The sequence below is a fragment of the Ammoniphilus resinae genome, assembly GCF_017873965.1.
Classification (GTDB): Bacteria; Bacillota; Bacilli; order Aneurinibacillales; family RAOX-1; genus Ammoniphilus_A; species Ammoniphilus_A resinae.
The window spans coordinates 50,608-74,914 of sequence record NZ_JAGGKT010000002.1 but is presented as its reverse complement, the minus strand read 5'-3'; the positions used below and the strand labels follow the sequence as shown (position 1 = coordinate 74,914).

Below are 24,307 nucleotides of genomic sequence, written 5' to 3'. Positions count from 1 at the left end.
CAACATCCTTTCACTAAGTGATAGATAAAAGATCACACGGATCTTATGATTAGGTACTTCAAGTATCCCCGCAGGCAGCTGCTGTCGTAATCGGCTTGGTTATCGCGACACTTTGATCCATACTCGCCCACCCAGGAATATAAGAAGAGAAACTGCCCGCAGGCCCACCGCCCGCAACAAGCAAAATATCTTCCGGTGATGGCGCAACGGTTATCCAGTCTTTATCCCCTAAAGCTGATTCCACTGGGAAACCAAACTTTTCTAGGTCCGCTCGCGGACGTCTTGCTTGTTCAAACAAAAACTGCTGAACACGCGTTTTATCCCACCCATATCTCTGGATAGTTGCTAAATGCTCTGGACACACCACCACAACACACTGGGTGTTTCGCTGCATATTAAATGTTGAAAAAGGGGTCATGCGGTCAGCAAAAGACAGCAAAAGCTGCTCTGGATTTGTGGCGACATGATTATAGATCTGGTTCGGCCCCTCCGACGCAAACACCGTGACCGCGCTGTCCGTACGCTGAAATCCTCTTTGAACATGCAGTGGTTCCCAATCTTCTTGTTCTGCTTCAGCAATGCAAAAACTGATTTTTCCCGGATGGCCAATCGTGGTTTGATCGAACTTCGCCCCTGCCCCGGCGATCTGCAGAACAAGCCTTACGGCACGTCCGATCGTCAGGTTCGCCCGGTGCCCGGTACCCATCAAATTTTTTCCCGAGTTGAGGCCAATCTGTTGAATGATCGGACCATTGACAATCACCAACATGGCCGCTCCCCCAGTACTAACAGTCGGTCCGTGTACACCAAAAGCTGGATCGAGCACCGCCTGCACAGCTGCCATCACAACCGGCATGTATGCTGGCAAACATCCCGCCATCACCGCGTTAATCGCCACCTTTTCCGCTGTGATGACACTATTACGTTCAGCGATTCTGCCGATGACTTCACTTCCCGTAAGTCCTGCCTCATTTAGCATGGCCTCCACTTTTTCGGGCGTCGGAGGAACAACCGGCAACCCGTCCGTCCAACCCATCATAAAAAAATGCTCCATCGCCTCCAATGGATCTTTTAACGCGATTTGTTCGGACACCCATTCTCCCAATAGACTCACCGCTTTTCTATTATATTTTTATCTTCAGAAATATTTGTTTAATTATACCATAATTTGATAACGGGGGCACCCCGTATCGGGGTTGGGAATTTATTTTGGCGACGCTCAATACAATCTAGGTGTTAATTAAAAGCCCGAACGTATTGTTCAGACACATCTGGCTTGACCTTCAGCTCCAGTGCTGCATGGTGTGCCCAATAAGGATCTCTAAGGATCCCTCTCCCGATCGCTACCAACTCTGCATCCCCATTACCAATAATTGAATTGGCCATAACAGGCTGATGAAGCAACCCTACCGTGATGACAGGTACGTCTAGTGCCTGTTTAATGGCTCGAGCCAAGGGCACCTGATAACCTTCATATATATTTGGACGTGCAAAAGAAGGAATGGGACCTTCGCCGCCAGAAGAAACATGGAAAATATCAACACCCGCTTCACGGTAACGCCGACAAACCTCAATCATATATTCCAGGTCATAACCGCCTGGAGTATATTCAACACCCGAAACCCTTATGCAGAGTGGCATAGAATCCGGAATGACTTCTTTTACCGCTTCAATGACTTCCACGCCGAATTTGGTCCGATCCATTCCGTACTCGTCAGATCGCTTGTTCGTTAACGGTGATACAAACTGATGAATTAAATACCCATGCGCCCCATGAATTTCAATGACATCCACCCCAGCGGCCACTGCCCGTTCGGCTGCTTCTTTATATTTCCGGACCATTCCCTTTACTTCTTCTGTCGTTAATTCCCTAGGTGTTTTGTATCCTTCCATGGCGATCGGAGAGGGAGCGACTGGGATCGCTGCACATTGTGATTTTCTGCCTGCATGGGCGATCTGAATGCCAATCTTGGCTTGGTGCTTGTGAACACCTTGGATCACCCGGGCAAAAGAATCAATGTGGTCATCACTCCAAAGTCCCAAATCCTGATCTGTAATTCGGCCGTCCGGTTCAATATCGGTCATTTCCATAATGATCAGTCCTGTGCCCCCAACGGCTCTACTAACATAATGAACATAATGCCAATCATTCGGTTTCCCATCCTTAGCCTCTACCGAATACTGACACATGGGAGGCATCACGATCCGATTTTTCAAATGTAAACCTTTTAAAGTAAATGGACTGAATAACATAGGGAAGTGCACTCCTTTTAGAATAATATTTATTGCAGAGACATCTTTCATTGATTCCTCTCCATAGTTGGAACAACCTCTGTTTATTTAGTTCTCTGTCATGCAGCTTTTACCTGTTCATTGTCTTGATCTTTTCTTTCCAGCATAATACTCCAACCGGTTAGCAAAACAGCTCCCAGAACCATGATTGCACCAATCCATGGTGTATGAATGAGTCCGATGGAATCTGTAATGATTCCGCCAAAGTAGGATCCTATTGCAATACCAGCGTTAAACGCCGCGATATTGATCGCCGAAGCCACATCAACTCCTGTTGGTACAAAACGTTCTGCTAACATCACTACATATATTTGCAATCCAGGAACGTTCATAAAAGCTAATAGCCCCATGAAAAAGATCGTAATCAATCCAGCCACCTTGAATGGTGCGGTAAATGATAAAACCAACAACACAATCGCTTGCAAAATAAACATATAAAATAAGGCGACCAAAGGCTTACGATTCGCTGCCCTCCCACCAAGGACATTTCCAATTGCTATGGCAACGCCGTAAACAAGCAAAATAACAGCAACCATCTCTTCGTTAAACCCTGTTATCTTTTGAAGTAATGGAGATAAATAAGTAAAAACAACGAAAGTTCCTCCATACCCCAAAGATGTGATTAAAAATAAAAGAATCAAACGGCCATTCGTAATCACTTTTAGTTGATCGTGGAAGGTAATGCGCGATCCTTTTCGCAAGTCAGATGGAACAAGAATACTGTTAGCGATGAAAGCTATGACACCGACTACAGTAATGGCTATGAAGGCCAATCTCCAACCAAATTGTTGCCCAATAAATGTACCCAACGGGACACCTGTAACGGTTGCCACTGTCAGCCCTGAAAACATAATGGATATCGCACTCGCTCTACGATCTTCCAATACCAAATCAGCCGCAATCGTAGAGCCAATCGACATGAATACACCATGTGAAAAGGCAGAAACAATACGACCAATTAATAGGACACTAATACTGCCAGCACAAGCAGCCACCGTATTCCCGACAATAAAAATAATCATCACCCAAAGTAACAAGGATTTTCGTGACATCCTCGATGTCATCGCCGTAAGAATCGGTGCTCCGAAGGTTACTCCTAATGCATATAAAGAAACGGTTAATCCGGCTGTTGTCATGGATGCATGTAGATCCTCTGCCACAAGCGGCAAAAGGCCAACACTGATGAATTCCGTTGTCCCAATAGCAAAGGCACTAATAGCGAGTGCTAGCAATGCGAAAATACTTCTATTTCTATCTGTGGGCATTTCTCTCCTCCTCAAAATGATCTATATTTCCATAGAAGATCCATGTTTGATATGACCTTCTGTTAAATGTATTATGTAGTGTATAAATCAAAAGGAAAAGTACGCACTTTATTGTGCTATAGATACCGAAAAGTAGTATAGGCACTAAAAAGTGCCTATCAGAAGGAGGGGGAAAAGGATGGTCAAGAAAAAGTATAATATTTCAGTAGAGGCCACATTGGAAGTGATCGGTGGGAAATGGAAATGTGTGATCCTATGTCACTTAACCCATGGGAAAAAGAGGACAAGTGAATTGAAACGCCTGATGCCTGCGATTACACAAAAAATGTTAACACAACAACTTCGGGAATTAGAAGAAGATGGGATCATTAATCGAATCAGTTATAATGAAGTACCTCCCAGAGTGGAATATGAACTCAGTGAATATGGCTGGAGTTTGCAGAGTATTTTAGACTCCCTTTGTCATTGGGGGAAAAATCATATTATCAAAGTACATGGTGATACATCGTCTGTCTTAGAGGATAATGTTTTAAATAAGTAAGGTGAAAATGATGTGTCCAGCCAATTGAGTTAACCGGACAATTTCCGCTTATTTTTCCCATCCTATTATTTTAGGGGTAAATAAGCGGAGAATTTCCGACTATCATCAGATAGATTTGCGTAGAATGCCTATTTTCTTAAGTTTAACCGGAAAAGCTCCGCCTATTTTAGGCTGAATTTCCTTTTTAGACCGATTAACCGGAGATCCGGTTATTAAAACTGCCTACAAGGCAGACGCTTTTACATCCCTTCGATATTGACTACCTGGATGATCCTCGGGTAACACACTCCCTACCTTTCCAAACAACTTCTCTCGAAAAGTCCCTTCTTTATACTCCTTTTTATAGATCCCTCGTCTTTGCAGCTCAGGAACCACCAGGTCAACGAAGTCCTCTAAACTCCCGGGTGTTACTAGGTGTGCTAAGTTAAAACCGTCGACGCCTGATGCCTCAAATTGGGATTGGATCGCGTCCGCCACCTCTATCGGGTTGCCTACAATGACACTCCCTCGTTGTAATGACTCAAACTGTTGAAGCACTTCCTGAACGGTAAGAATCCTCGGTGCATCTTTGGTCACGGATTTAGCCCTGGATTGACCATGCTCCGTGTGCTTATATTCAAAGGGTTGATCCAAATCGCAATATTGAGACAAGTCATAGCCGCTCGATCCGCCAAACTGGGCTTTTGCCGCTTCCCCGCTCCAATATACAGCTGCTTCCAGAAACTTGGACTCCGCCTCCTCACTCGTTTCCGCCACTACCACATTCAAAAAGGTAAAAGCCTTGATATGCTCAGGATTTCGCCCATACCTTTCTGCCCGACTACGAATGTCTTCGACCGCGGCTTTAATTTTCTCAGGAGTCCCCCCCACAAACACACACTCCGCGTGTTTTGCGGCAAAATCCTTACCCTTTTCCGAAGTGCCCGCCTGAAACATCACCGGTGTTCGCTGTAGAGAAGGTTCCGTTAAATGGGGTCCCTCGACAGAATAATACTCGCCCCGATGATGAATCTCATGGACTTTCGCCGGGTCCACTAACACCCCGTTTTTCACATCTTCGATCACTGCGCCGTCCTCCCAGCTTCCTTCCCATAGCTTATAGCAAACTTCCAGGAACTCATCAGCCACCTCATAGCGTTTGTCGTGTTGAATCATATCTGATAAACCAAAGTTTCGAGCGGCATTTGGGAGATACGAGGTCACAATATTCCAAGCGACCCGCCCCTTTGTCAAATGATCCAAAGTGGACAACCGTCTCGCATGACCAAATGGCTGCTCATAAGTCGTACTCACAGTGACAGCAAAAGAAAGATGCTTGGTCACACTGGCCATCGCTGGAATCACAAAAGCTGGGTCATTCAATGGAACCTGGACTCCGTCGCGAATGGAAGGGGCTTTGCTAGCCCCGTAAACATCATAAACCCCTAACACGTCAGCCAAAAAGATTGCATCAAACTTCCCACGTTCCAAAAGTTTAGCCATTTCGATCCAGTAGTCCAAGTCCTTATAGCGCCGGTGTCGCCTATTTTCCGGGTGTTTCCACAATCCGTGTGAATTGTGCATGGCCCCTGTCATATCAAAGGCATTTAAAAGAATCTGTTTGTTCATTTTTGTTTCACTCCTTCAAATTCCTTTTTAACCTCAGCCAACAACGACTCATCTGAAAGCAATCGGAAGCCAGTCAAAGCAAGCGCCTTCGCCCCTGTAACAAGCGCGTCATCACCTCTCGGAGACCTTGCCGCTTCCCGAAATTCATTCGTATGTCCAATCAATTCTACCGATCCGATTTTGATATGCGGATGCGCCGTCGGAACCACCTGACTCACATTCCCCGCATCTGTCGAGCCAAGCCCTTTCTTTGGTTCCCGATTCACAATCTCGCCCAACGACTCCAGTTCCTCGGCCAGTACTTCATCCAGCGCTGCGTTTCGCAAGAGCTCACGAACTTCATTTTGGAATCGTTCAATCCGAACCGTAGCCCCTGTGGCAAGTGCGGCTCCCTGTGCGATCCCCCGAATCTTCGCGACCGTTTCCTCTACTTGATCCCAGGTCACCCCGCGAATAAAAAATCTGGCGGAGGCGTAGTCCGGGATGATATTGGGAGCATCGCCACCATGAGTGATGATCCCATGCACTCGAATTTCCGATGAAAGCTGCTGACGCAAGGCGTTGATTCCAGTAAACAATTGGATCACCGCATCGAGTGCATTAATCCCCTTCTCTGGAGATCCAGAGGCATGGGCGGCTTTTCCGTAGAAATGAAAATCAAGTGGATCCACGGCCAAGGATGAACCCGTTAAACTTGTTTTGGCTGATGGATGAATCATCAGGGCTACGTCAATATCCTGAAAAAGTCCGGCTTTGACAAAACTCGCCTTTGCGCTGCCGTTGGGTCCGCCTTCTTCTGCAGGTGTCCCAAATACATACACAGATCCACCAATTTCATCTATTACTTGTGATAAAGCAATAGCAGCGGCTACACTTGTCGTCCCAATGATATTATGACCGCAAGCATGACCAAGCCCAGGAAGTGCATCATACTCAGCTAAAAAGCTGATCGCAGGACCAGGCCTCGCAGAAGACTTTCGCGCTACAAAACCCGTTTCATGACTTGCTACATTCTGCGTGACCTCAAAACCATCCGCACGCAAGATATCTATTAACCATCCCGAAGCTAAAAATTCTTGGTTACCAATCTCAGGATTTTCATGAATCAGATGGCTCGTTTGGATATATAAATCTCTTTGTCTATCAATATGATGGATAACCTCTTCACGGATATTTGCTAGTTTCGTACGCATCGATTACTCCCCCTTTTTAATACTTTCTTCTAATTGATCAAGTGTCGCTTGCAAATCTTCAACTGGAATATCGACCACAATACTTCCCCCATTGGTATCTGCGATCACCGCTTCTTTCACATCCGATTCCTGATAGAGTTTAGCAATCGTTTTGTAGGTTTCGTTGTCTTTTTCCTCCTCACGAACAGCGAATACATTAATATAGGGGCGTGCTTGTTCACTATTTGGGTCATCATAGAGCAAAGCATCTTTAAAATTGAGGCCGGCTTGACCTGCGATCCCATTGTTAATAACAGAGGCAGCCACATCGGGAAGCGCACGTGCCGTCTGTTGGGATACCACAGGAATGATTTCTAGGTTTTTAGGGTTTTTCGCGATATCGTCCAAAGTCCCATAAATCCCTGCTCCCTCTTTTAGTTCAATGAGTCCTGCTGCTTCAAGTAAGAGTAAGCCTCGCCCTAAATTAGCAGGGTCATTGGATATGGAAATTTTCGCGCCATCCGGGATGTTTGCGAGATCCTTATATTTCTCCGAGTAGATCCCCGTTGGGTTAATCGTTGTGGATGCAATCGGAACGATATCGAATCCATTTTCTACATTCGCTGGCCCGAGAAAAGCTAGGTGTTGGAATGAATTCATATCGATCTCACCATTGGCTAATGCACTATTTGGCTGGATATAATCGGAAAACTCAACGAGTTCAATGTCGATTCCTTTTGCCTTTGCTTTTTCTTCAATTAGTGTCCAATACGGTCCGTCCGCTGCTGTCACGCCGATTTTCACCACCTCACTGGAAGCTTTCCCAGAAGAAATGCTGCAGGCGGTAAGTTGCGAAACAACTAAAATGGTTGATAAGAAAGCAAGTAATGGTTTTTTCATTTTTGAAACCTCTCCTTTTTTATGTGAATATACTTACCTACGTAAGAAAACTCGCGATAAAAAGTTGCCAACAAACTGAGCGATCTGCACTAGCAGAATTAAAATCACCACCGTCACAATCATCACAGATGTATCAAATCGCTGATATCCGTAAGACATGGCCAGATCACCTAAGCCCCCACCCCCAACCGTTCCGGCCATCGCGGAGAAATCCACAAGTCCGACCGTAACAAATGTAAGACCGAGAATCAGCGGACCTAACGCTTCCGGTATGAGCACACCAAAGATGATTCGTAACGGACTTGCCCCCATCGCCTGCGCTGCTTCAATAATTCCGGGGTCAATCGAAACTAGATTATTCTCGACAATCCGTGCTACGGCAAAGCAAGCCGCGATCGTCATGGGGAATACCGCTGCTGCGGTTCCGATCGTTGTCCCCATGACTGCTCGGGTGAGTGGGCTAAGCGCAACAAGCAAAATGATAAACGGAATCGGCCGAACAATATTCACCAGGATGTTGAGGAATGAAAAGATGAATTTGTTCTCCAGGATGTTTCCTTTCCGCGTAACGAAAAATAACAGCCCCATGGCAATCCCGATCATACTAGAAAACACTAAGGTAAATATCACCATCGTGATCGTTTCCCCTGTCGCCTCCAAAATCCGCGGCCAAAACGTTACCCAATCAACTCTCATGTTCCGTCACCTCCCTTACTTCCACCATCGTTTTCAGTTCTTCGACGACTCGGTCCACCTCTACATCCGATCCTCGAAACTCCACAATCAGATTGCCAAACAGTCGATCCTGAAATTCATGAATGCTGCCGTACAAAATACTGAAAACAATTTGATATTTTTGGGCTACCAGCGACAAAATCGGCTCACTCGAATTATCTCTGGTAAAAATCACCCGATAGATCCGCCCCGAATGATCTCTGCGTATTCTCTCCAGCAACTTGGGCGACAACTTGTCGTTCAACAAAGAGCTGACAAAGTTTTTCGCTGTTTTCGATTTCGGGTTGGTAAAAATTTCATATACACTTCCTTGTTCAATGACTTGGCCCTTCTCCATCACCGCCATCCGATCACAAATCCGCCGAACAACGTTCATCTCATGTGTGATCAATAAAATCGTAATGTTATATTCCTCATTGACTTTTTTCAGGAGGTGGAGGATCTCCTCGGTTGTCTCCGGGTCCAAAGCAGAGGTGGCTTCATCACAAATCAGAATCTCTGGTGATGTAGCAAGGGCTCTGGCAATCCCTACCCTCTGTTTCTGTCCACCCGACAACTGCTCCGGATATTGACCTGCTTTATCTTCTAATCCGACAAAACGCAGCAGCTCCTTAACGCGATCATCCACTTCCTTCTTTGATTTCTTAGCCAGTTTTAACGGATAGGCCACATTTCCATAAACAGTACGGGAATTAAACAGATTAAACGATTGAAAAATCATCCCGATCCGCCTTCTTAATTTCCGAAGCTCCTGTTGGGAAATCGATGAAATTTCCAGACCGTTAACAATGACCTTTCCAGATGTGGGCCGCTCTAATTGGTTGACAAGCCGCAAAAGCGTACTCTTTCCCGCCCCACTAAATCCGACAATCCCAAAAATCTCACCTTGATGAATCGTCAGGGAAACATCCTTAACAGCATGAACCTCCCTTCCTTCGAAACCGAAAACTTTATTAACACGATCAAATGTGATCAAGGCAACCCCTCCCTTTTCTAAGCATGAAAAAAGGCATCTTACACCCGATAAATGCTTATCGAAATGCAAGATGCCTTTAGTCGTCTAATCGGCATTCACTTATTTTTTTGTTTGTTGATTTTTCGTTAAGGAAAACCGCTTTTTCTCGGTTGTGTCGATCTGGGTAATTTCCCCGTCATGAACCGTAATGACGACGGACCCAAATTCTAAAGCTTTTAACGTAGCGACAATATGGTTAATTTGCGGATCATCAATTTTCCCCATATAAGTTCCCCCATCGGATTAATAGGTTATTAAGACATACTAGGCTAGGCTAAATGCCAATACCATCCCCCCTCGTTGAATGATCAAGGCCTTTGGTCGACCAATTAGCCATCTTTAAAAACTAAAAACCCTCTTCCATGAAGAAGAGGGTTAAAGTAATCAGTATACTGTATACTTCACTCTTCTTATCTTTCAAGCAATGCTTGTTGGAATTGGCACAGTACTCTACGAGTCTGTTGCCGAGGCTTCACAGGGCCAAATCCCTCCACCTCTCTGGATAAGAAATTTCATTTAATTGTTACTAATAATTTACATGGGATTTAATCATCTGTCAATGAGTATTTTAAAATTATTTCATATTTTTACATCAGAGCAAGGACATCTTCACTTCATTGACCCCAAAGTGCTGCAGTGTTTTTTGTAAGCACAAATGCATCATTTCTACTGTCTGTTCATTGACCTTCTGCTTCACCTTGAGGTCGATCTGTCCTTGACCGTCTTTAAATTGAACCAATTCTAGTTCGGTTCCGAATGGAAAAGGATTTTCATATCCTTCTTTTTGATACTGAAGAAGACAACGAATCGCCGTAATGCGAGGGGCTTTAATAGATGTTAGATTCCGATACAGGATTTGAACCGGCACCGTAGCATTTTCTTTCCATAGGTAAACGGTATATTCTTCAATCGATTCCCTATTCTCATCCAGTATCGGACTTCCAACCCATTGCACAGATTCAATTCCTTCTATGATCTGTAGAATCTCTTCGGTTTCCTTAAATCCTTCAAAACGATACAACTCTTCCCCCATTGGATTTAAGAACACCGTGGTGGGGTTGGTTTTCACTTTATATCGATTGGCCATATCGGTCTGAATTTCCACATAGACTCTTTCGATTTCAAACTCCGGGTATTGATCGCCGATTTCGGTAAGGACTGTTCCGATTGATCGGCCCATCGGACACGCGGATAATGTAAATAGTAAAATTTTTCTAAGCTCTTTCATCTCTCGTTTCTCCTCTATTCAGTAATTGGTAGGGTAAACCAAAAAGAATGGTGATCATGCTTCGTTCGCAAACCAACATGGCCCCCATGCTGTTCAATGATTTCTTTGACAATCGCCAAGCCTAAACCGGAACCCCCTGTTTCTCGATTGCGGGATGGGTCCAGCCGATAAAATCGTTCAAAAACTTGCTCCGATAAGGATGCCGGAATGGGTTGACCTTGGTTCGTCACAACGACTTCATAAGCATGCCCGATAGTTCGTGCATGAATCTTGATCCATCCGCCAACATCATATTTGACCGCATTACGAAGAAGATTGTACATCACTTGCTTGATCCCATCTTCATCGACTTTCATCAGACAACTCTCAAGCTCACCATCAAGCTGAATGCCATGATTCTCAAATTCCAATTGAAATTGGGCCACACAATTTCGTATCAACTCATCCAAACGAATCGTTTTCGTTTCAAATTTTTTCTTGGATTGCCAACGGTGTAATTGATGGATCTGATCCACCAAGCGGCTGATGTGCTGTGATTCTTCAAGTAAGGAGGCGAACAATTCCGGGTTGCCCTGCATCACACCTGAACTTAATCCTTCTAAGTAACCATTGATATTGGTTAAAGGTGTACGCAATTCATGCGAAATATCCATGATCATTTTGTTTCTGTTTTCTTCCATTTCCTTCAGTTTCTGTACCAAAAAATTGAAATCCGATGTAAGCGAACCAATCTCGTCCTTGGAAGAAATGGGTAACGGTTTCGGGAAACTGCCTTTTGCCATACTTCGAGCTGATTGTGCCAATTGTTTTAAAGGACGAATTAGCTTTCGGACAAAGAAATAATGAAGGAAGCCAGTAACCAGGATCGCCGCAATGCTGGCTTTTAAAAGGTAGACTTGCAACGTCTGATTAAATAAAGCGCCTTTTTCGTCTCCTATCATTTGGTATCGTTCCACTAATAAACACGCAAATTCCTTCACGGAAAAACCTGCAAACCAAATCGTGAGGAGAATGACAGCACTGTTAATCAACATTAACTTCCACAACAGACTGTTACTTCTAAAAAGCCACAAATCGATACCCCATTCCTCTCACCGTTTCGATCAATGGATGTTCGCCATCTGCCTGAACCTTCTCTCTCAGTTTTCCAACATGCACGTCAATCGTGCGTTCACTGACAATCTTCTCTTGATTTGGATACAATTCATCGACAATCTGCTCTCTCGTTAAAATCTGATTGGGATGCCTCATCATGAAATAGAGAAGTTTGAATTCGTGCTGTGTTAAAGGGATCGTCTCTCCACGATAATGGGCCTCCCCACGTACGGGCTTCACGGTCACCCCCCGATAGGTAATCTTACTGCAACGATTCGCCGTTCTCCGCAGGACAGACTCCACCCTAGCGACAAGTTCACCGGGACTAAAGGGTTTCGTTACATAATCATCGGCACCCATTCGCAGACCTTTTATCCGATCTTCTTCATCTACCTTCGCGGAAACCATCAAGATCGGAACTTCCCCTTTCTTCTCAATGCGGATCCATTCGCAAACCTCTTCCCCACTGACCACAGGAAGCATCAGATCGAGAATGATAAAGCAAGGGTCGTAATGATTAAACTTCTCTTTCGCCTCTTCACCATCCTTTGCTTCAAACACTTCATAACCTTCTTTTTCTAAGTAAAGCTTGATAAGTTGTCGAATTTTTGGATCATCTTCAACGATTAAAATCGATTTACCTTTTGTATTCATCTCACACCTCTGCGTTCTTCATTATAAAAGGCTTTTATTAAGATTTGATAAAGTTTTCCTTTTATAATGAAAAAGCACCCCATGAACGAAGGTGCTTTTTCACTTATTTTTTTAATTTCCCCTGATAGGACATAATCCCTCCCTGTAGGTTTACCAAGTCGGAGAATCCTGCTTTGGATAAGATTTTACCTGCCTGTTTGCTGCGCATCCCACTGCGACAATACAAAAACACGGCCTTATCCTTTGGGATTTCTACGATTCGATTCTTTAATTGGGATAAAGGTATATTAATCGAACCTGGAATGGATCCACTTCGAAATTCACCGGGTTCTCTTACATCAATAAGAACCTGATTTGAATTTTTCTTCAGCTCACCTGAAAAGGATTCTGCATTTAGATTTTTCAGTCCCTTTGTTGGAGCAAATCGGGAGTAGAAAAACCACGCTATAGCCAATACTGCTAAAATATTTATAATTGTTGACGAATCCATTTTTCCCCTTCTTTCTATCCTACTTTCCTGTTTTTATTTCCCCCGTCCACTGCAGCATTCCACCTGCCATATTCGTCACACGAATTCCTTTTTCGGATAAAAAGCTGCAAGCTTTTGCGCTGCGATTGCCGCTTCGACATACCATGATCGTTTCTTTCTCTTTGTTTAGTTCATGGAAACGTTCAGGTAGTTCTCCCAACGGAATGTGTTTCGCCTGAGGAATATGACCAGCTTCCCACTCTTCAGGCTCGCGAACGTCAATAATTTCAATATCATCTTTTCTTCTAATCCGTTCCATGACCTCTTCTGGGATGTATTCTTTAAATGTAACTGCCATGATGGATCCTCCTCATCGTTATAGTATTGACATCCAAATTTTAATTGCCGTCATCGAAATCAAGAACACTAAAGCATATCTAAGATAGCGTACATTCACGATCTTCGAAACCTTAGAACCAATAGGAGCCCCAATAAGACTTCCTATGACAGTAAAGAGCGTAGGAAGAATTGGGATATGACCAGCCCCTAGTTTTCCAATCACACCTCCAATTGCGGAGATCAAAACGATCGCTAAAGAAGAAGCAATCGTAACTCGAGTTGGAATCTTTAACACGGTTAACATAATAGGAATTAAGATAAAAGCTCCACCAGCTCCGACGATTCCAGACACAATCCCTACTAAAAATGCAGACACCATCGCGATCGTTTGATTATAAGAGATATCCTCCAAAGATATATTTTCTTTATTTCCCTTTCTCGGAATGAGCATTAAGATGACAGCAATAATGGCTAAAACTCCATATACAACGTTAATAGTTTCTCCTGATAAAAATCTTGAACTCAATCCACCCAATAAGCTTCCGATCATAATACTAATTCCCATTTGGATGACAAGTCCTTTATGAATGACGCTCACGTCCGAACCTTTACTCTGCTTGCGAAAAGCGAGTACCCCCGATAAGGAGGCAAATAGTACCTGAAACATACTGATGGATGATACTTCTTGCGCCGTAAACTGGCCGGCACCAAATAATGGCGGGATATACAAGATTAGGGGGTAATTGATAATCGCCCCGCCAATCCCGAGCAGCCCAGAAAAAAACGATCCAAACAAACCTAAGCCGAACATGATGATATAAAGCAAGATGTCCATTCGTTTTCCCCATTCCTATGTCTGGAAAGAGGGTAACGAGTCGTTACCCTTTCTTGATCCAGAATTTTAACGCCCCGTCTTCTTCCCGATCTTCTAACAGCTCATGTCCAGATGATTTCGCCCATGCCGCTAGGTCATTTTTTGCTCCTTTATCTGTGGCATGAACTTCCAAGATCTGACCTGATCCGAGTTCATCCATGGCTTTCTTGGTTTTGACAATGGGCATCGGGCAGGCGAGCCCTTTTGCATCTATGACTTTATCTGCTTGCATTTTTTAACTCCTCCTTTTATTTATCATGAACAGCACAACGATTTGGACCGATTTCCATTTCCTGTTGTTCATCTTCTGTTGGTTTCATTTTCCCCATATTGGTTTGTCGAATTTCTTGATAGGCATTAGGCTGTGGTGGCAGGTTTTCTGTTACCGTTCTTCTAAATTCCTGTTCATCATGAATTTGCAATCCAGGATTTTGCTTGAATAGATCGCCTAATCGGGCAGATACTTTTCCTTGCTCCCCTAATTCACTTACTTTTCCAAAATGCGCAGGAAGGACTTCAAGGTCCATGGAAAGCTTGGCAAAACGATCATATAAAGTTTGTCGTAAATCACCCACCCAATCTTCCGCTTTTCCAGCTAAATCAGGTCGCCCAATGGACTCTACAAATAGAATATCACCCGTCAAGAGGTAGCGATCATCAACAATGAAGGATGTACTGCCAATCGTATGACCAGGAGAGTAGATCGGATGGATTTTCACCGTGGTATTCCCAACCGTGATGTCCTGACCTTCTTCCAGTTTATTGTATAAAAAGGTAACTTCCTCCGCATCCTTGGGCGGTAACCAGTACGTAGCCCCTACACGGTCAGCTAACTGTTTTCCCCCCGAGATATGATCGGCGTGAAGATGCGTATCCATGGTGTGTTTGATTTTTGCTTGATGTGATTTCGCAAAATCATCAAATACACTGGTCATCCTCACGGTATCAATAACCGCAGCCTCCCCATTGGAGATAATCATATAAGATAGACAACCCTTCCCAATCCGAACAAATTGGTAAAGTTCTCCTCCAGCTTTTAAATCTCCCACTTTGACTGGTTCCAGATGTTCACTCCAGGTTTTCATGCCGCCTTGGAGATAAAACACATTTGCTCTTCCGGCTTCAACAATTTGTTCCCCCACAAACTTGGATGAGCCTTCTTTCGCACAGACAACAAGTACTTTTTTACTTTCAGGGATTTTCGATAGTGCCGGGTCCACTCCATCTAATAGATCGAAGTAAGGAATATTAATAATCTCAATACTCTCGCCTTCAATTTTCCAATCATTAAAATCACTTTCATTACGAACGTCTAAAATAAACAGTTCTTCATTATTCATGACCATTTTTGCTACATCTTGGGCAGTCATGACTTGTAAACCTTGAGCGGTTGCCGTGTTCATGTTTCCATCCCCCTCTAACTTAAAATTTAGAACGTAAGCGTGACGTTTGCATCTTTTGCAAAGTCAAGGAACGTAACAGCCCCACCTACATCAATCCCATCGATGAAATCTTCTTTTTTCAGATTCATCACATCCATGGTCATTTGGCAGGCGATAATTTTCACTCCCAATTCCACTGCCATCCCCACTAATTCAGGAATCGCTGGCACATTCGCAGCTTTAAATCCTTCGGCAAAATGTTCTCTCCCAGCAGGCATAGGAAGTTGTTGATAAGCCTGTTTGTGGATCAAGTTTAATCCTTCAAAGGTAAAGAAGATTGATACCTCTGCATCCGTAGCCGCTGCCGCGGTGGCAATGTTAAATACTTTATAGGCATCAAATAATCCACCATTGCTTGCAATAATCGCTACTTTTGTACTCATTTCTTTTTCCTCCCTAGAATTATTAGTTCTTCTCGATCTGACCTAACCAATCTTTCATGCCTGGCAGGATGTTTTTCAATCTTTTAAAACCTTTTTCATCTAGTAACTGGCAAGCCCGGTCACTGCGATTTCCCGACCTGCATACCACATGAATCACATCCTCCGGATTCAATTCACTGATCCGTTCTTCCAACTCCCCCATCGGGATTGAGATGGCACCCGGAATTCGACCAAAGGCATATTCCGCAGGTTCGCGAACATCCAAAATTTTCATATTTTCTTTCGCATTAATCTTTTCGATCAGTTCTTCGTGAGAAACAGTGTGAGGATATCTTGTTTCTTCCTTCACTTCATCCGCATTCGCTTTTCGTAAATAATGCTTGAATACTTCGCCTTCTTCTATGGTGCCAATATATTGATGGCCCGTATTCTTCGCCCACCCTTGAATATCGGCAACAGACCCTTTATCTGTAGCAAGAACCTCAATGACTTGGCCAGCTTGAAGCTCTTCCATCCCTTTTTTGGTTTTGACGATTGGCATTGGACAAGCAAGACCTTTGCAGTCAAGTACTTTATCTACGGTAATGTTCATTTTCTTTTCCTCCCATAAAATGAAGCTAAAAGTATTAATTCCTTACACATAATTAAAATTTTAATTATCGTTTTGTTCAACTACCATTACCCCTATAGGTATATTACAATATCAGAATTTATATTGCAACCCTGCTTTTAATTTTAATTTCACCCTTGAGCATCCTAAGGATAATTGGATTCGATCATCAACCAACCCATTTGCATAAACTGTGTCATTTCTCAACATTCGACCTTTTAAATTTTAAAAAAAGAAAACCCTCCCCCGTGGGTTAAAGCTTCTGCGCACTTATAATTTCATTCATTTATCCTTTATTCCATACTAAACACAAGCTCTTCCATCATTTCTTTGTTCATAGGTCCAACTAATTTCTGTTGAATAACACCCCTGGAATCAATGATATAGCTCGTAGGAATAGACACGACCTGATAATGATCGGCTACACTATTTTTTTCATCTAGAACGACAGGGAACGTGATGCCGAACTCTTCGATGAATTTGGCAATATTTTCAGGTTGCTGTTCTGAAGCTGTTAAATTGACACCGAGGATCTCAATCCCCTTGTTCTTATTTTCCTCATAAAATTTCTGCATATCCGGCATTTCCGCCCGACACGGTGGACACCAAGTAGCCCATAGATTGACAATCAATCTTTTTCCTCGAAAGTCAGAAAGCTTCATGGTTTCTCCATCCATTGTCTTCAGTTCAAAATCTGGTGCCAAGTTTCCTTTCTGAATCCCAACAGGTGCATAGACCACTTCCCCAGTCTTTTCCTCTGCTTCGATCGGTTTGGAATCCATCATACCGCTGTCTTTTCCAGAATCGTAAATCCCCCAAAGGACTAATCCGATCAAAGCGATCACCGCAATAATATTTTTCTTCATAAGTCTTTTCCTCCTTCTTCTAGCGGTTTGCGAACTTCGTCAACCATTCACATTCTCGCAAACCAGTTGCCTTTTAGAGTTTAGTAAACAAAAGGTGTAAATGTAGCTAACCATGCACTAATTTTTTGTAGTTGCCCGGTGAATAAGAGTAACCCCATAAAGATGAGAATCCACCCATTAATTAAAGATAATTTCGGCAAAAATTTATTTACTTTCCTTACCACTGTTAGAGAATAAGTAATTAACCAAGAGATAATAAGAAAAGGGATCCCTAAACCAAGGGAATAGACCATTAGCATAAACAGACCACTATACATGGTATCTGCTGAACCTGCGAGCAGTAGAATGGAGGATAGGGCCAATCCTACGCAGGGTGTCCATCCCGTACCAAAGGCAAGCCCAAGCACAAAAGAACTCCAATTGCTTTTATTGCTCGGTGTTTTCGATTGGAACCTCTTTTCAAGCATCAGAAATCGCAGACTTAAAATCCCAGCCATTTGCAATCCAAATACGATAATTAAGAAACCACTCACCTTCTCAAGGAGACCTCGATATTGAGAAAAAAGCTGCCCTAGTGCACTTGCAGAAGCCCCCATAAGCATGAAGATGACACTAAACCCGAGAATAAAGTACAGTGATCTAGACATAAGCAGCCATTTAGAAACGATTACTTTCTCCGATTGAATATGAGAACCTGTCAAGTTTGCCACATAAGCAGGGATCAACGGAAAGATACAGGGTGAAAAAAAAGACAAGATTCCTGCAGTAAAGGCAAAAACGATGGTAATGTTCTCCAATTGAATACAAACCTCCTTTAGTAATCAGTGTAAACCTCATTTGTTAAGTTTCTTTAAAGTTCACCCATTTTGATAAGCCCAAAAATCCGATGAAAGAAACTACCAAAAAAATAAGTTGCTCTTTGGAAAGCCCCGCCAATACCTCTACACGTACATCCATAAAGAAATACATAAAAATTTGTCCAATTCCAAACCAGATCACAGCTTGAAAAACCTGATTTGCAGCATGATTTTTATAAAACCATCCCGTAAAAATGACAGATAAGAGGACTTCACCAAAATGAAAAAGCTGGTCAGCTCCTCCCAAGAGAGAGGGAATAAAATGGTAAATCGCAGTCGCAGAAGAAAAACCTAAACCATAGACTTGCATATAGGTAGAAATCGGAATGTTGTGCTTCTTGGCTTGGATAAATAAATAGATAAAAATGGAGATTACAGCCAAGATCCATCCTTTATAGCCACCAGAAAAATAAAGCAATACCATTGGATTGTTCAATACAGAGACAGGCTCGAAAAGAATCAGACTGAGTTTCCATATCACAAAACTTAGGAAGATCGAGTTTCCAACAGAATCAAGTATTTCATTTCCCCATTCTTCCTTCGTCCCTTTTAGGTGATTTTTTACTATCAAATACCCAACAAAACCTGAGATGCCTAATATGACCCAACTCCACTTCACTATAAAAGGACCCATACTTATCACATCTTGCATGAACTTCCTCCCTCCTTTTATTTCTTATTAAGATAATACACTTCGTATATTAAGAAACGATGAAGAACGTAAAAAATAAACCCTAACAGGTTTGGAACGTTACCCCCTTGTAAATTAAAAGCAGGAGACTTTCTTTGCGGAATCCCCCTAAATACATTTATTCCGTGTTAAACAGATACACTAGGTTACTTTCCATTCTCGTCCACCAAGGATCTCCTCCCACTGACTCCCCTGTGGATTCGGACTCAAACCGTGGGATCATCCCTATTCAGTCCGAAATCCAGCACGTTTTGGAATCCACCCATAAAAAAACACCATCCTAATGATGATGGTGTTGTCACATTTTATTTCTCCACAATCAATAGATAATGTTGATCCGTAGGAAAACTACGGGATATCACTTTAAAACCCTGTTGCTTCATGCTCTCTTCCATATCAGAAGAATGAATGCGATGATTTAATGGAGGTCCCTGTTCCATTTGTTTCTTCTCCCATTCCAAACAAAAACACTTGCCCCCTGGTTTTAGCGTCCGATAAATTTCCTGCAGTCCTTTGGATAATGGCTCTACTTCATGAAGAACAAAGGACGCGATCACATAATCTGCGATTTCATCAGCCAAAGGAATCTCTTCAATAACCCCGTTAACATAATGTACATTTTGTAACCCTTCCTGTTCCACGCGCTCCTTAAGTACAGAAAGCATTTGCGGCTCAACGTCTAACGCATAGACGGTACCTTGGGTTAGCTTGGCAGCTGGAATGGTGAAGTACCCGGTCCCGGCTCCTAAATCTAAAACCGTTTGGTCTTCCCGAATATTCAATTCGGACAAAAGCTTCTCTGGTGGCAACGCCTTTCGTCTGTCCGGATTGTCCAATTTGGCCATTTTTGATGGATCAAACCTGCGTTCGTTCATCGTCAGCCCCCCCTTTACTTGCTTTGTTCTAAAACATTGATTAGGGTCGCTTCAATTTCTTGTGCAATCGATTGAAGTTCCTGATCATCTAACAAATTAATCATCGCTGATGGCTTAGGAAGTCCGATTTTCGTTTGACCATCCTTGCTTTGATAAACTGTAATTTTGCAAGGTAAGAAATACCCTACAAGTTCATTTTGATTTAGTACTCTTGCTGCTTCTTTTGGGTTGCATACTTCTAGGATATGATAAGGACTTGTATAGCTGGTTACCCCTTTTTCCTGCAATTTTGCAGGCAGATCCAATTGCCAAAGGATACCAAATTTATTTTCCTTTAACTTTTGTTCTAGTGATTGAATCGCCTCATTAATTGATTTATCCGTTGTTACGGTATAATGGAAATCCATATTTTTCTTCTCCTTTCTTACTTCACATTTGGTTATAAAGTTTGACTCCAATCCTGAACAGCGTTGCCCTCAAGATATTTTTCACAATCCAGAGCTGCCATACACCCTGACCCTGCAGCTGTGATGGCTTGGCGATAACGATGGTCTTGCACATCACCGCAGGCAAATACTCCTGGAATGTTGGTTAGAGTGGTTCCAGCTTCGACAACAATATATCCTGTATCATCCGTTTTTACTTGCCCAGCTAAAAAGGCAGTATTCGGTTTATGCCCGATTGCCACAAAGATCCCATCTGTTTCAAAAATTTCCTCTTGATTGGTTTCATTATTTCTCACTTTAAGTCCTATTACTCGGTTATTTTCTGCAACCACTTCAAGAGGCGTTGAATTTAACCCCCACTTGATTTTCGGATTATTTCTTGCCCGATCTTGCATAATTTTTGAAGCACGTAGTTCATTTCTCCGATGGACGATCTGTACCTCGGAGGCAAACTTGGTGAGGAAATTCGCCTCTTCCATAGCGGAATCTCCACCCCCAATGATGATCACCTTCCTATTGCGGAAGAAAAAACCGTCACAGGTAGCACAAGTACTTACTCCCCGTCCGATGTTTTCCTTCTCCCCTGGAATGTTCAGCAGTTTAGCAGATGCACCAGTGGAAATAATCAGGCTTTTTGTTTCTAGTTCTCCTATTCCATCAACCAAGAGTTTAAAAGGAGGAGCGTTTAAATCAACCTTTGTTACCCAACCTCGTTTAAACTCAGCACCAAAACGTTCTGCCTGTTTTCTCATGTTGTCCATTAATTCCGGACCCATGATGCCATCCGGAAATCCAGGGAAATTCTCCACCTCTGTCGTTAGGGTCAGTTGTCCGCCAGGCTCCGGCCCTTCAATGACCAACGGTTTCATATTTGCACGCGCCAAATAGATCGCAGCGGTTAATCCTGAAGGTCCCGTACCTAAAACAATACAATTATACATCCTGCTACCTCCTTCAAATGACAATCCTTGATTCTATTATGCACATCTTATCAAAACATTTTGTACATATACCTCTATATGTATACTAACATTGAGTAAGATCTTAGGTCAATTGAATTGTTTAACTTAAATCACCTACAGTTTTCTACCAGGCATATAGTCACCCTAGGAATACTGGATTGTCTTTCACCTTTGAAGGACGTCGCTATGGAAATTATGAGAAAAAAAGACCGAAACCCAATTAAATTGGATCCAGTCATATTTTCTTTAAACATTGAATCAAGGTAGCGTTGAGAAACAAGTTACTCTATTGTAATATAGCGAGATAAACCTATCCCCAAATCTCTTTAGAAATATCTACAATATATTTGAGCTTAGCCCATTGCTCTTCCTCGGTTAAAATATTTCCATGATGAGTAGAAGCAAATCCGCATTGAGGACTGATACATAATTGCTCGAATGGTACGTATTTTGAAGCCTCCTCCACACGTGCTTTAATCGTTTCCTTATTTTCTAATTTTCCATGTTTCGATGTGAAAACACCTAACACTACTTGTGGGTCACCATTTGGTATATAATCCAATGGTCCAAAATCTCCAGAACGATCATCATCATATTCCAAGAAAAATCCGTTTACTTTTTCTTTGGCAAATAATGTTGGCGCAATTTTCGCGTAACTGCCTTCAAATGCCCATTTAGAACGGTAGTTCCCACGGCAAAGGTGAGTGGTTACAATGAGGTCTTCTGGTTTGTCTTCTAATACTCCATTCACGACACGCAGAGCTAAGTCGATTAATTCTTCACGGGAATAACCACTATCATTAAATGGAATTTCCGGTGCATTTAGACCCGCAATGTATACATCATCTAGTTGCAAGTAACGGCAGCCAGCATCATAAAAAGCTTGGATGGCATCACGGTATGCTTGAATGACATCATTCGTATATTCTTCAATATCTGGATAAATTTCGAGGTTACGAATCCCCGCGTTAAATAATTGGTTCGGACTTGGGATGGTCTGTTTGGCAACAGCACGGTCTCCAACTATTTCTTTAAATTCGATAAACTCGCGGATATGTGGATGATCTGGGTTAAACGAGATTTTCCCGATCACACGAACATCGTATCTTTCCGTTTCCTCCCCCTTGAATGCAAATCCATGATCTGGTACATAGCCCTCTACACCGTTTAAATGTTCGAGAAAATCTGTATGCCAAAATCTACGACGAAATTCGCCATCTGTCACAGCCTGTAGTCCGACTTCGATTTGCTTGTCAACCACCTTTTTAATTTCTCCTGTTTCAATGCCGTGTAGTTCTTGTGCAGAAATATGGCCTTCCTGGAAATCTCTTCTAGCCTTATGGACTCTCTCTGGTCGTAATAAACTTCCCACATGATCTGCTCGAAATGGAGCTTTCACTCGTGTTTGTATCATAAATGATCTCCCTCTTTCTTTTAAAACTCTTCTTTTGATGTAAGGAAAGTGTAGCATAGGGAAATCATTATCACGTAACATAACTATTCTATGTCTTGTTATAGCTTCAAACTATAACTGACATAATTCATCTTCAATGCTTTCTTTTAAATACTGAATGTAAATATTGGCCAACGTACTGGTTGTAACGGTTTTGTGCGTAATATACCCCACATTGATTCGTTCTTCTACCTTTAATGGAACGGCAACAATGTCTTTACTATTTAATTGATGACTAATCACACCTGTTGAAATGGTGTAGCCATTTAATCCAATCAGTAAGTTGAATAAAGTAGCCCGATCAGTCACCCGAATATTTTTCGGTCTGGAAAGCGTGCTCAGAATCTCCTCGGAAAAATAAAAAGAATTGAAATCCCCTTGTTCAAATGAGAGATATGGATACGGAAGCAAATCCGTTAGGGTCACAATTTCCTGTTTTACAAGCGGATTTTTCGAGCTAATAAAAACATGGGGCTTTGCCTCAAACAACTCATGAAAGAGCAAATTTCCTTCTCTTAAAAACTTTTCAATCACCTTTTTGTTAAAATCATTCACATATATAATTCCGATTTCACTTCGTAGATTTTTTACATCATCAATGATTTCGTATGTTTTTGTTTCTCGTAAAGTGAACTCGTATTCCTCCCGGTCATATCCTTTCAACAATCGTACAAAGGCACTAACTGCAAATGCATAGTGTTGGGTGGATACAGAGAAATGTTGCTGCGGTGATCGTGTATGGGTATAACGATTTTCCAGAAGTTCCGCCTGTTCAACTACCTGCCTTGCGTAACCTAAAAACTCCGTTCCTTCAGGAGTAATCAAAATCCCCTTATTGGATCGCAAAAAAATGGTAATCCCTACTTCGTCCTCCAGCTCTTTTAGTGCGTTTGAAAGGCTTGGTTGACTAATAAAAAGCCTCTGTGCTGCTTTGTTAATCGAACGACTTCTTGCTACTTCAATCACATATTTCAACTGTTGTAACGTCATTTATAGTCCCTTTTCTTTACATTATAGGTAGCCACGTATTCGTTAATTGGTCATATTATAAAATATTTAGGAATAAAAGAACAAGGACTTCATCCATATCGTAAACAACTATCTCAAAGTGGCAGTAAAACAAAAAAGAAAAGCCGATTCGGTACGCGAATCGACGCTCGAAAAAGTTGTGAATGGTAATATTACACACTGTAATAGCACCCACTAAGCACAACCTAACACCCTTTCAAGAATGAAACAGTGTACGCAGGATTTGCAAGTCAATCCATTTGTAGGGAACAGACAAATCTACTCCACGAAGCATCGCGCGACGAGTTTCTGCACTAAATAGATTTTGTTTTGCCATGTGTTACTCTCTCCTTTTCTTTCAACATAGATTATGAAATAATCGCCAGGATATCGTTATTATTGGGATAAATCCAGGGTATCACGACCCAATTGGCCCTTTCAGCTGGTGAATACGGTCTTGATTGGAGTCATAGCTTCAACTTATTTCAGACTGAGGCTCTCTAAAAAGTCATGCCCAAATAATGTAT

Annotated in this window: 28 protein-coding genes and 1 riboswitch; of the genes, 1 reads left to right on the top strand and 27 read right to left on the bottom strand. The window is 42.5% G+C overall.

What is annotated here, in order from left to right; genetic code table 11:
• Positions 1 to 58: 58 nt before the first annotated feature.
• The 3 genes from J2Z37_RS04340 to J2Z37_RS04330 all read right to left on the bottom strand — a co-directional run bounded on the left by J2Z37_RS04340 (position 59) and on the right by J2Z37_RS04330 (position 3,557).
• Positions 59 to 1,093: a hypothetical protein gene (locus tag J2Z37_RS04340; protein ID WP_209809006.1), complete on the bottom strand. Its 1,035-nt coding sequence runs from the start codon at positions 1,091 to 1,093 to the stop codon at positions 59 to 61.
• 143 nt (positions 1,094 to 1,236) lie between these two features.
• On the bottom strand, positions 1,237 to 2,253 hold the full coding sequence (locus tag J2Z37_RS04335) for an NADH:flavin oxidoreductase/NADH oxidase (RefSeq protein WP_209809005.1): 1,017 nt from the start codon (positions 2,251 to 2,253) through the stop codon (positions 1,237 to 1,239).
• 98 nt (positions 2,254 to 2,351) lie between these two features.
• On the bottom strand, positions 2,352 to 3,557 hold the full coding sequence (locus J2Z37_RS04330) for an MFS transporter (protein ID WP_209809004.1): 1,206 nt from the start codon (positions 3,555 to 3,557) through the stop codon (positions 2,352 to 2,354).
• Positions 3,558 to 3,735: 178 nt separating this feature from the next.
• Between J2Z37_RS04330 and J2Z37_RS04325 the strand changes: the two genes are divergently transcribed.
• Positions 3,736 to 4,098 carry a winged helix-turn-helix transcriptional regulator gene (locus J2Z37_RS04325; RefSeq protein WP_209809003.1) on the top strand — a complete coding sequence of 121 codons (363 nt, stop codon included), beginning with the start codon at positions 3,736 to 3,738 and terminating at the stop codon, positions 4,096 to 4,098.
• Positions 4,099 to 4,320: 222 nt separating this feature from the next.
• Here J2Z37_RS04325 and J2Z37_RS04320 read toward each other — a convergent pair whose 3' ends face one another.
• The 24 genes from J2Z37_RS04320 to J2Z37_RS04205 form a co-directional block, all read right to left on the bottom strand.
• On the bottom strand, positions 4,321 to 5,706 hold the full coding sequence (locus J2Z37_RS04320; protein WP_209809002.1) for an LLM class flavin-dependent oxidoreductase: 1,386 nt from the start codon (positions 5,704 to 5,706) through the stop codon (positions 4,321 to 4,323).
• Complete coding sequence (locus J2Z37_RS04315) at positions 5,703 to 6,899, bottom strand: M20 family metallopeptidase (protein ID WP_209809001.1); 1,197 nt, start codon at positions 6,897 to 6,899, stop codon at positions 5,703 to 5,705. Before J2Z37_RS04315 ends, J2Z37_RS04320 begins: the two co-directional genes overlap by 4 nt.
• Positions 6,900 to 6,902: 3 nt before the next feature.
• Entirely contained in the window at positions 6,903 to 7,778 is an 876-nt protein-coding gene (locus J2Z37_RS04310) for a MetQ/NlpA family ABC transporter substrate-binding protein (RefSeq protein ID WP_209809000.1), read from the bottom strand.
• Positions 7,779 to 7,811: 33 nt separating this feature from the next.
• Positions 7,812 to 8,474 (bottom strand): methionine ABC transporter permease, encoded by a 663-nt coding sequence (locus J2Z37_RS04305; RefSeq protein WP_209808999.1) that lies wholly within the window; start codon positions 8,472 to 8,474, stop codon positions 7,812 to 7,814.
• Positions 8,464 to 9,489 carry a methionine ABC transporter ATP-binding protein gene (locus tag J2Z37_RS04300; RefSeq protein ID WP_209808998.1) on the bottom strand — a complete coding sequence of 342 codons (1,026 nt, stop codon included), beginning with the start codon at positions 9,487 to 9,489 and terminating at the stop codon, positions 8,464 to 8,466. Before J2Z37_RS04300 ends, J2Z37_RS04305 begins: the two co-directional genes overlap by 11 nt.
• Positions 9,490 to 9,588: 99 nt before the next feature.
• On the bottom strand, positions 9,589 to 9,753 hold the full coding sequence (locus J2Z37_RS04295) for a YezD family protein (protein ID WP_209808997.1): 165 nt from the start codon (positions 9,751 to 9,753) through the stop codon (positions 9,589 to 9,591).
• A gap of 182 nt (positions 9,754 to 9,935) precedes the next feature.
• Positions 9,936 to 10,037, bottom strand: a riboswitch (SAM riboswitch).
• A gap of 83 nt (positions 10,038 to 10,120) precedes the next feature.
• Positions 10,121 to 10,756 (bottom strand): thioredoxin family protein, encoded by a 636-nt coding sequence (locus J2Z37_RS04290; protein WP_209808996.1) that lies wholly within the window; start codon positions 10,754 to 10,756, stop codon positions 10,121 to 10,123.
• 14 nt (positions 10,757 to 10,770) lie between these two features.
• Positions 10,771 to 11,802 (bottom strand): sensor histidine kinase, encoded by a 1,032-nt coding sequence (locus J2Z37_RS04285; RefSeq protein WP_245203575.1) that lies wholly within the window; start codon positions 11,800 to 11,802, stop codon positions 10,771 to 10,773.
• 13 nt (positions 11,803 to 11,815) lie between these two features.
• A complete protein-coding gene (locus tag J2Z37_RS04280) occupies positions 11,816 to 12,505 on the bottom strand; it encodes a response regulator transcription factor (protein WP_209808995.1) in 690 nt (229 codons plus the stop codon).
• A gap of 103 nt (positions 12,506 to 12,608) precedes the next feature.
• On the bottom strand, positions 12,609 to 12,995 hold the full coding sequence (locus tag J2Z37_RS04275) for a rhodanese-like domain-containing protein (protein WP_209808994.1): 387 nt from the start codon (positions 12,993 to 12,995) through the stop codon (positions 12,609 to 12,611).
• Positions 12,996 to 13,014: 19 nt separating this feature from the next.
• Positions 13,015 to 13,332 carry a rhodanese-like domain-containing protein gene (locus J2Z37_RS04270; RefSeq protein WP_209808993.1) on the bottom strand — a complete coding sequence of 106 codons (318 nt, stop codon included), beginning with the start codon at positions 13,330 to 13,332 and terminating at the stop codon, positions 13,015 to 13,017.
• An 18-nt stretch (positions 13,333 to 13,350) separates the two neighbouring features.
• Positions 13,351 to 14,148, bottom strand: a complete 798-nt coding sequence (locus J2Z37_RS04265) for a sulfite exporter TauE/SafE family protein (protein ID WP_209808992.1) — start codon at positions 14,146 to 14,148, stop codon at positions 13,351 to 13,353.
• 43 nt (positions 14,149 to 14,191) lie between these two features.
• Positions 14,192 to 14,419: a sulfurtransferase TusA family protein gene (locus tag J2Z37_RS04260; RefSeq protein WP_209808991.1), complete on the bottom strand. Its 228-nt coding sequence runs from the start codon at positions 14,417 to 14,419 to the stop codon at positions 14,192 to 14,194.
• 16 nt (positions 14,420 to 14,435) lie between these two features.
• A complete protein-coding gene (locus J2Z37_RS04255) occupies positions 14,436 to 15,590 on the bottom strand; it encodes an MBL fold metallo-hydrolase (RefSeq protein WP_209808990.1) in 1,155 nt (384 codons plus the stop codon).
• Positions 15,591 to 15,616: 26 nt separating this feature from the next.
• A complete protein-coding gene (locus J2Z37_RS04250) occupies positions 15,617 to 16,012 on the bottom strand; it encodes a DsrE/DsrF/DrsH-like family protein (RefSeq protein ID WP_209808989.1) in 396 nt (131 codons plus the stop codon).
• 22 nt (positions 16,013 to 16,034) lie between these two features.
• Positions 16,035 to 16,604, bottom strand: a complete 570-nt coding sequence (locus tag J2Z37_RS04245) for a sulfurtransferase TusA family protein (RefSeq protein WP_209808988.1) — start codon at positions 16,602 to 16,604, stop codon at positions 16,035 to 16,037.
• A gap of 311 nt (positions 16,605 to 16,915) precedes the next feature.
• The gene (locus J2Z37_RS04240; protein WP_209808987.1) at positions 16,916 to 17,488 is read right to left on the bottom strand and encodes a peroxiredoxin family protein; all 573 of its coding nucleotides are present in this window, start codon (positions 17,486 to 17,488) and stop codon (positions 16,916 to 16,918) included.
• A gap of 80 nt (positions 17,489 to 17,568) precedes the next feature.
• Positions 17,569 to 18,285 carry a cytochrome c biogenesis CcdA family protein gene (locus J2Z37_RS04235; RefSeq protein WP_209808986.1) on the bottom strand — a complete coding sequence of 239 codons (717 nt, stop codon included), beginning with the start codon at positions 18,283 to 18,285 and terminating at the stop codon, positions 17,569 to 17,571.
• 43 nt (positions 18,286 to 18,328) lie between these two features.
• Positions 18,329 to 18,997 carry a hypothetical protein gene (locus J2Z37_RS04230; protein WP_209808985.1) on the bottom strand — a complete coding sequence of 223 codons (669 nt, stop codon included), beginning with the start codon at positions 18,995 to 18,997 and terminating at the stop codon, positions 18,329 to 18,331.
• Between the two features lie 344 nt (positions 18,998 to 19,341).
• On the bottom strand, positions 19,342 to 19,911 hold the full coding sequence (locus J2Z37_RS04225; RefSeq protein ID WP_209808984.1) for a class I SAM-dependent methyltransferase: 570 nt from the start codon (positions 19,909 to 19,911) through the stop codon (positions 19,342 to 19,344).
• Between the two features lie 14 nt (positions 19,912 to 19,925).
• Positions 19,926 to 20,318, bottom strand: coding sequence for a DUF302 domain-containing protein (locus J2Z37_RS04220; protein WP_209808983.1), 393 nt, complete (start codon positions 20,316 to 20,318; stop codon positions 19,926 to 19,928).
• 32 nt (positions 20,319 to 20,350) lie between these two features.
• Positions 20,351 to 21,298, bottom strand: coding sequence for a thioredoxin-disulfide reductase (gene trxB, locus J2Z37_RS04215; protein WP_209808982.1), 948 nt, complete (start codon positions 21,296 to 21,298; stop codon positions 20,351 to 20,353).
• A 331-nt stretch (positions 21,299 to 21,629) separates the two neighbouring features.
• On the bottom strand, positions 21,630 to 22,733 hold the full coding sequence (locus J2Z37_RS04210) for a 5-methyltetrahydropteroyltriglutamate--homocysteine S-methyltransferase (protein WP_209808981.1): 1,104 nt from the start codon (positions 22,731 to 22,733) through the stop codon (positions 21,630 to 21,632).
• A gap of 111 nt (positions 22,734 to 22,844) precedes the next feature.
• A complete protein-coding gene (locus J2Z37_RS04205; protein WP_209808980.1) occupies positions 22,845 to 23,762 on the bottom strand; it encodes a LysR family transcriptional regulator in 918 nt (305 codons plus the stop codon).
• Positions 23,763 to 24,307: the final 545 nt, after the last annotated feature.

Bases quoted from the DNA above. Each gene is read 5' to 3' on its own strand.
- J2Z37_RS04335 (WP_209809005.1), bottom strand. From the start codon at position 2,253: ATGTTATTCAGTCCATTTACTTTAAAAGGTTTACATTTGAAAAATCGG.
- J2Z37_RS04330 (WP_209809004.1), bottom strand. From the start codon at position 3,557: ATGCCCACAGATAGAAATAGAAGTATTTTCGCATTGCTAGCACTCGCT.
- J2Z37_RS04325 (WP_209809003.1), top strand. From the start codon at position 3,736: ATGGTCAAGAAAAAGTATAATATTTCAGTAGAGGCCACATTGGAAGTG.
- J2Z37_RS04320 (WP_209809002.1), bottom strand. From the start codon at position 5,706: ATGAACAAACAGATTCTTTTAAATGCCTTTGATATGACAGGGGCCATG.
- J2Z37_RS04315 (WP_209809001.1), bottom strand. From the start codon at position 6,899: ATGCGTACGAAACTAGCAAATATCCGTGAAGAGGTTATCCATCATATT.
- J2Z37_RS04310 (WP_209809000.1), bottom strand. From the start codon at position 7,778: ATGAAAAAACCATTACTTGCTTTCTTATCAACCATTTTAGTTGTTTCG.
- J2Z37_RS04305 (WP_209808999.1), bottom strand. From the start codon at position 8,474: ATGAGAGTTGATTGGGTAACGTTTTGGCCGCGGATTTTGGAGGCGACA.
- J2Z37_RS04295 (WP_209808997.1), bottom strand. From the start codon at position 9,753: ATGGGGAAAATTGATGATCCGCAAATTAACCATATTGTCGCTACGTTA.
- J2Z37_RS04290 (WP_209808996.1), bottom strand. From the start codon at position 10,756: ATGAAAGAGCTTAGAAAAATTTTACTATTTACATTATCCGCGTGTCCG.
- J2Z37_RS04280 (WP_209808995.1), bottom strand. From the start codon at position 12,505: ATGAATACAAAAGGTAAATCGATTTTAATCGTTGAAGATGATCCAAAA.
- J2Z37_RS04275 (WP_209808994.1), bottom strand. From the start codon at position 12,995: ATGGATTCGTCAACAATTATAAATATTTTAGCAGTATTGGCTATAGCG.
- J2Z37_RS04270 (WP_209808993.1), bottom strand. From the start codon at position 13,332: ATGGCAGTTACATTTAAAGAATACATCCCAGAAGAGGTCATGGAACGG.
- J2Z37_RS04265 (WP_209808992.1), bottom strand. From the start codon at position 14,148: ATGGACATCTTGCTTTATATCATCATGTTCGGCTTAGGTTTGTTTGGA.
- J2Z37_RS04260 (WP_209808991.1), bottom strand. From the start codon at position 14,419: ATGCAAGCAGATAAAGTCATAGATGCAAAAGGGCTCGCCTGCCCGATG.
- J2Z37_RS04255 (WP_209808990.1), bottom strand. From the start codon at position 15,590: ATGAACACGGCAACCGCTCAAGGTTTACAAGTCATGACTGCCCAAGAT.
- J2Z37_RS04250 (WP_209808989.1), bottom strand. From the start codon at position 16,012: ATGAGTACAAAAGTAGCGATTATTGCAAGCAATGGTGGATTATTTGAT.
- J2Z37_RS04245 (WP_209808988.1), bottom strand. From the start codon at position 16,604: ATGAACATTACCGTAGATAAAGTACTTGACTGCAAAGGTCTTGCTTGT.
- J2Z37_RS04240 (WP_209808987.1), bottom strand. From the start codon at position 17,488: ATGAAGAAAAATATTATTGCGGTGATCGCTTTGATCGGATTAGTCCTT.
- J2Z37_RS04230 (WP_209808985.1), bottom strand. From the start codon at position 18,997: ATGCAAGATGTGATAAGTATGGGTCCTTTTATAGTGAAGTGGAGTTGG.
- J2Z37_RS04225 (WP_209808984.1), bottom strand. From the start codon at position 19,911: ATGAACGAACGCAGGTTTGATCCATCAAAAATGGCCAAATTGGACAAT.
- J2Z37_RS04220 (WP_209808983.1), bottom strand. From the start codon at position 20,318: ATGGATTTCCATTATACCGTAACAACGGATAAATCAATTAATGAGGCG.
- trxB (WP_209808982.1), bottom strand. From the start codon at position 21,298: ATGTATAATTGTATTGTTTTAGGTACGGGACCTTCAGGATTAACCGCT.
- J2Z37_RS04210 (WP_209808981.1), bottom strand. From the start codon at position 22,733: ATGATACAAACACGAGTGAAAGCTCCATTTCGAGCAGATCATGTGGGA.
- J2Z37_RS04205 (WP_209808980.1), bottom strand. From the start codon at position 23,762: ATGACGTTACAACAGTTGAAATATGTGATTGAAGTAGCAAGAAGTCGT.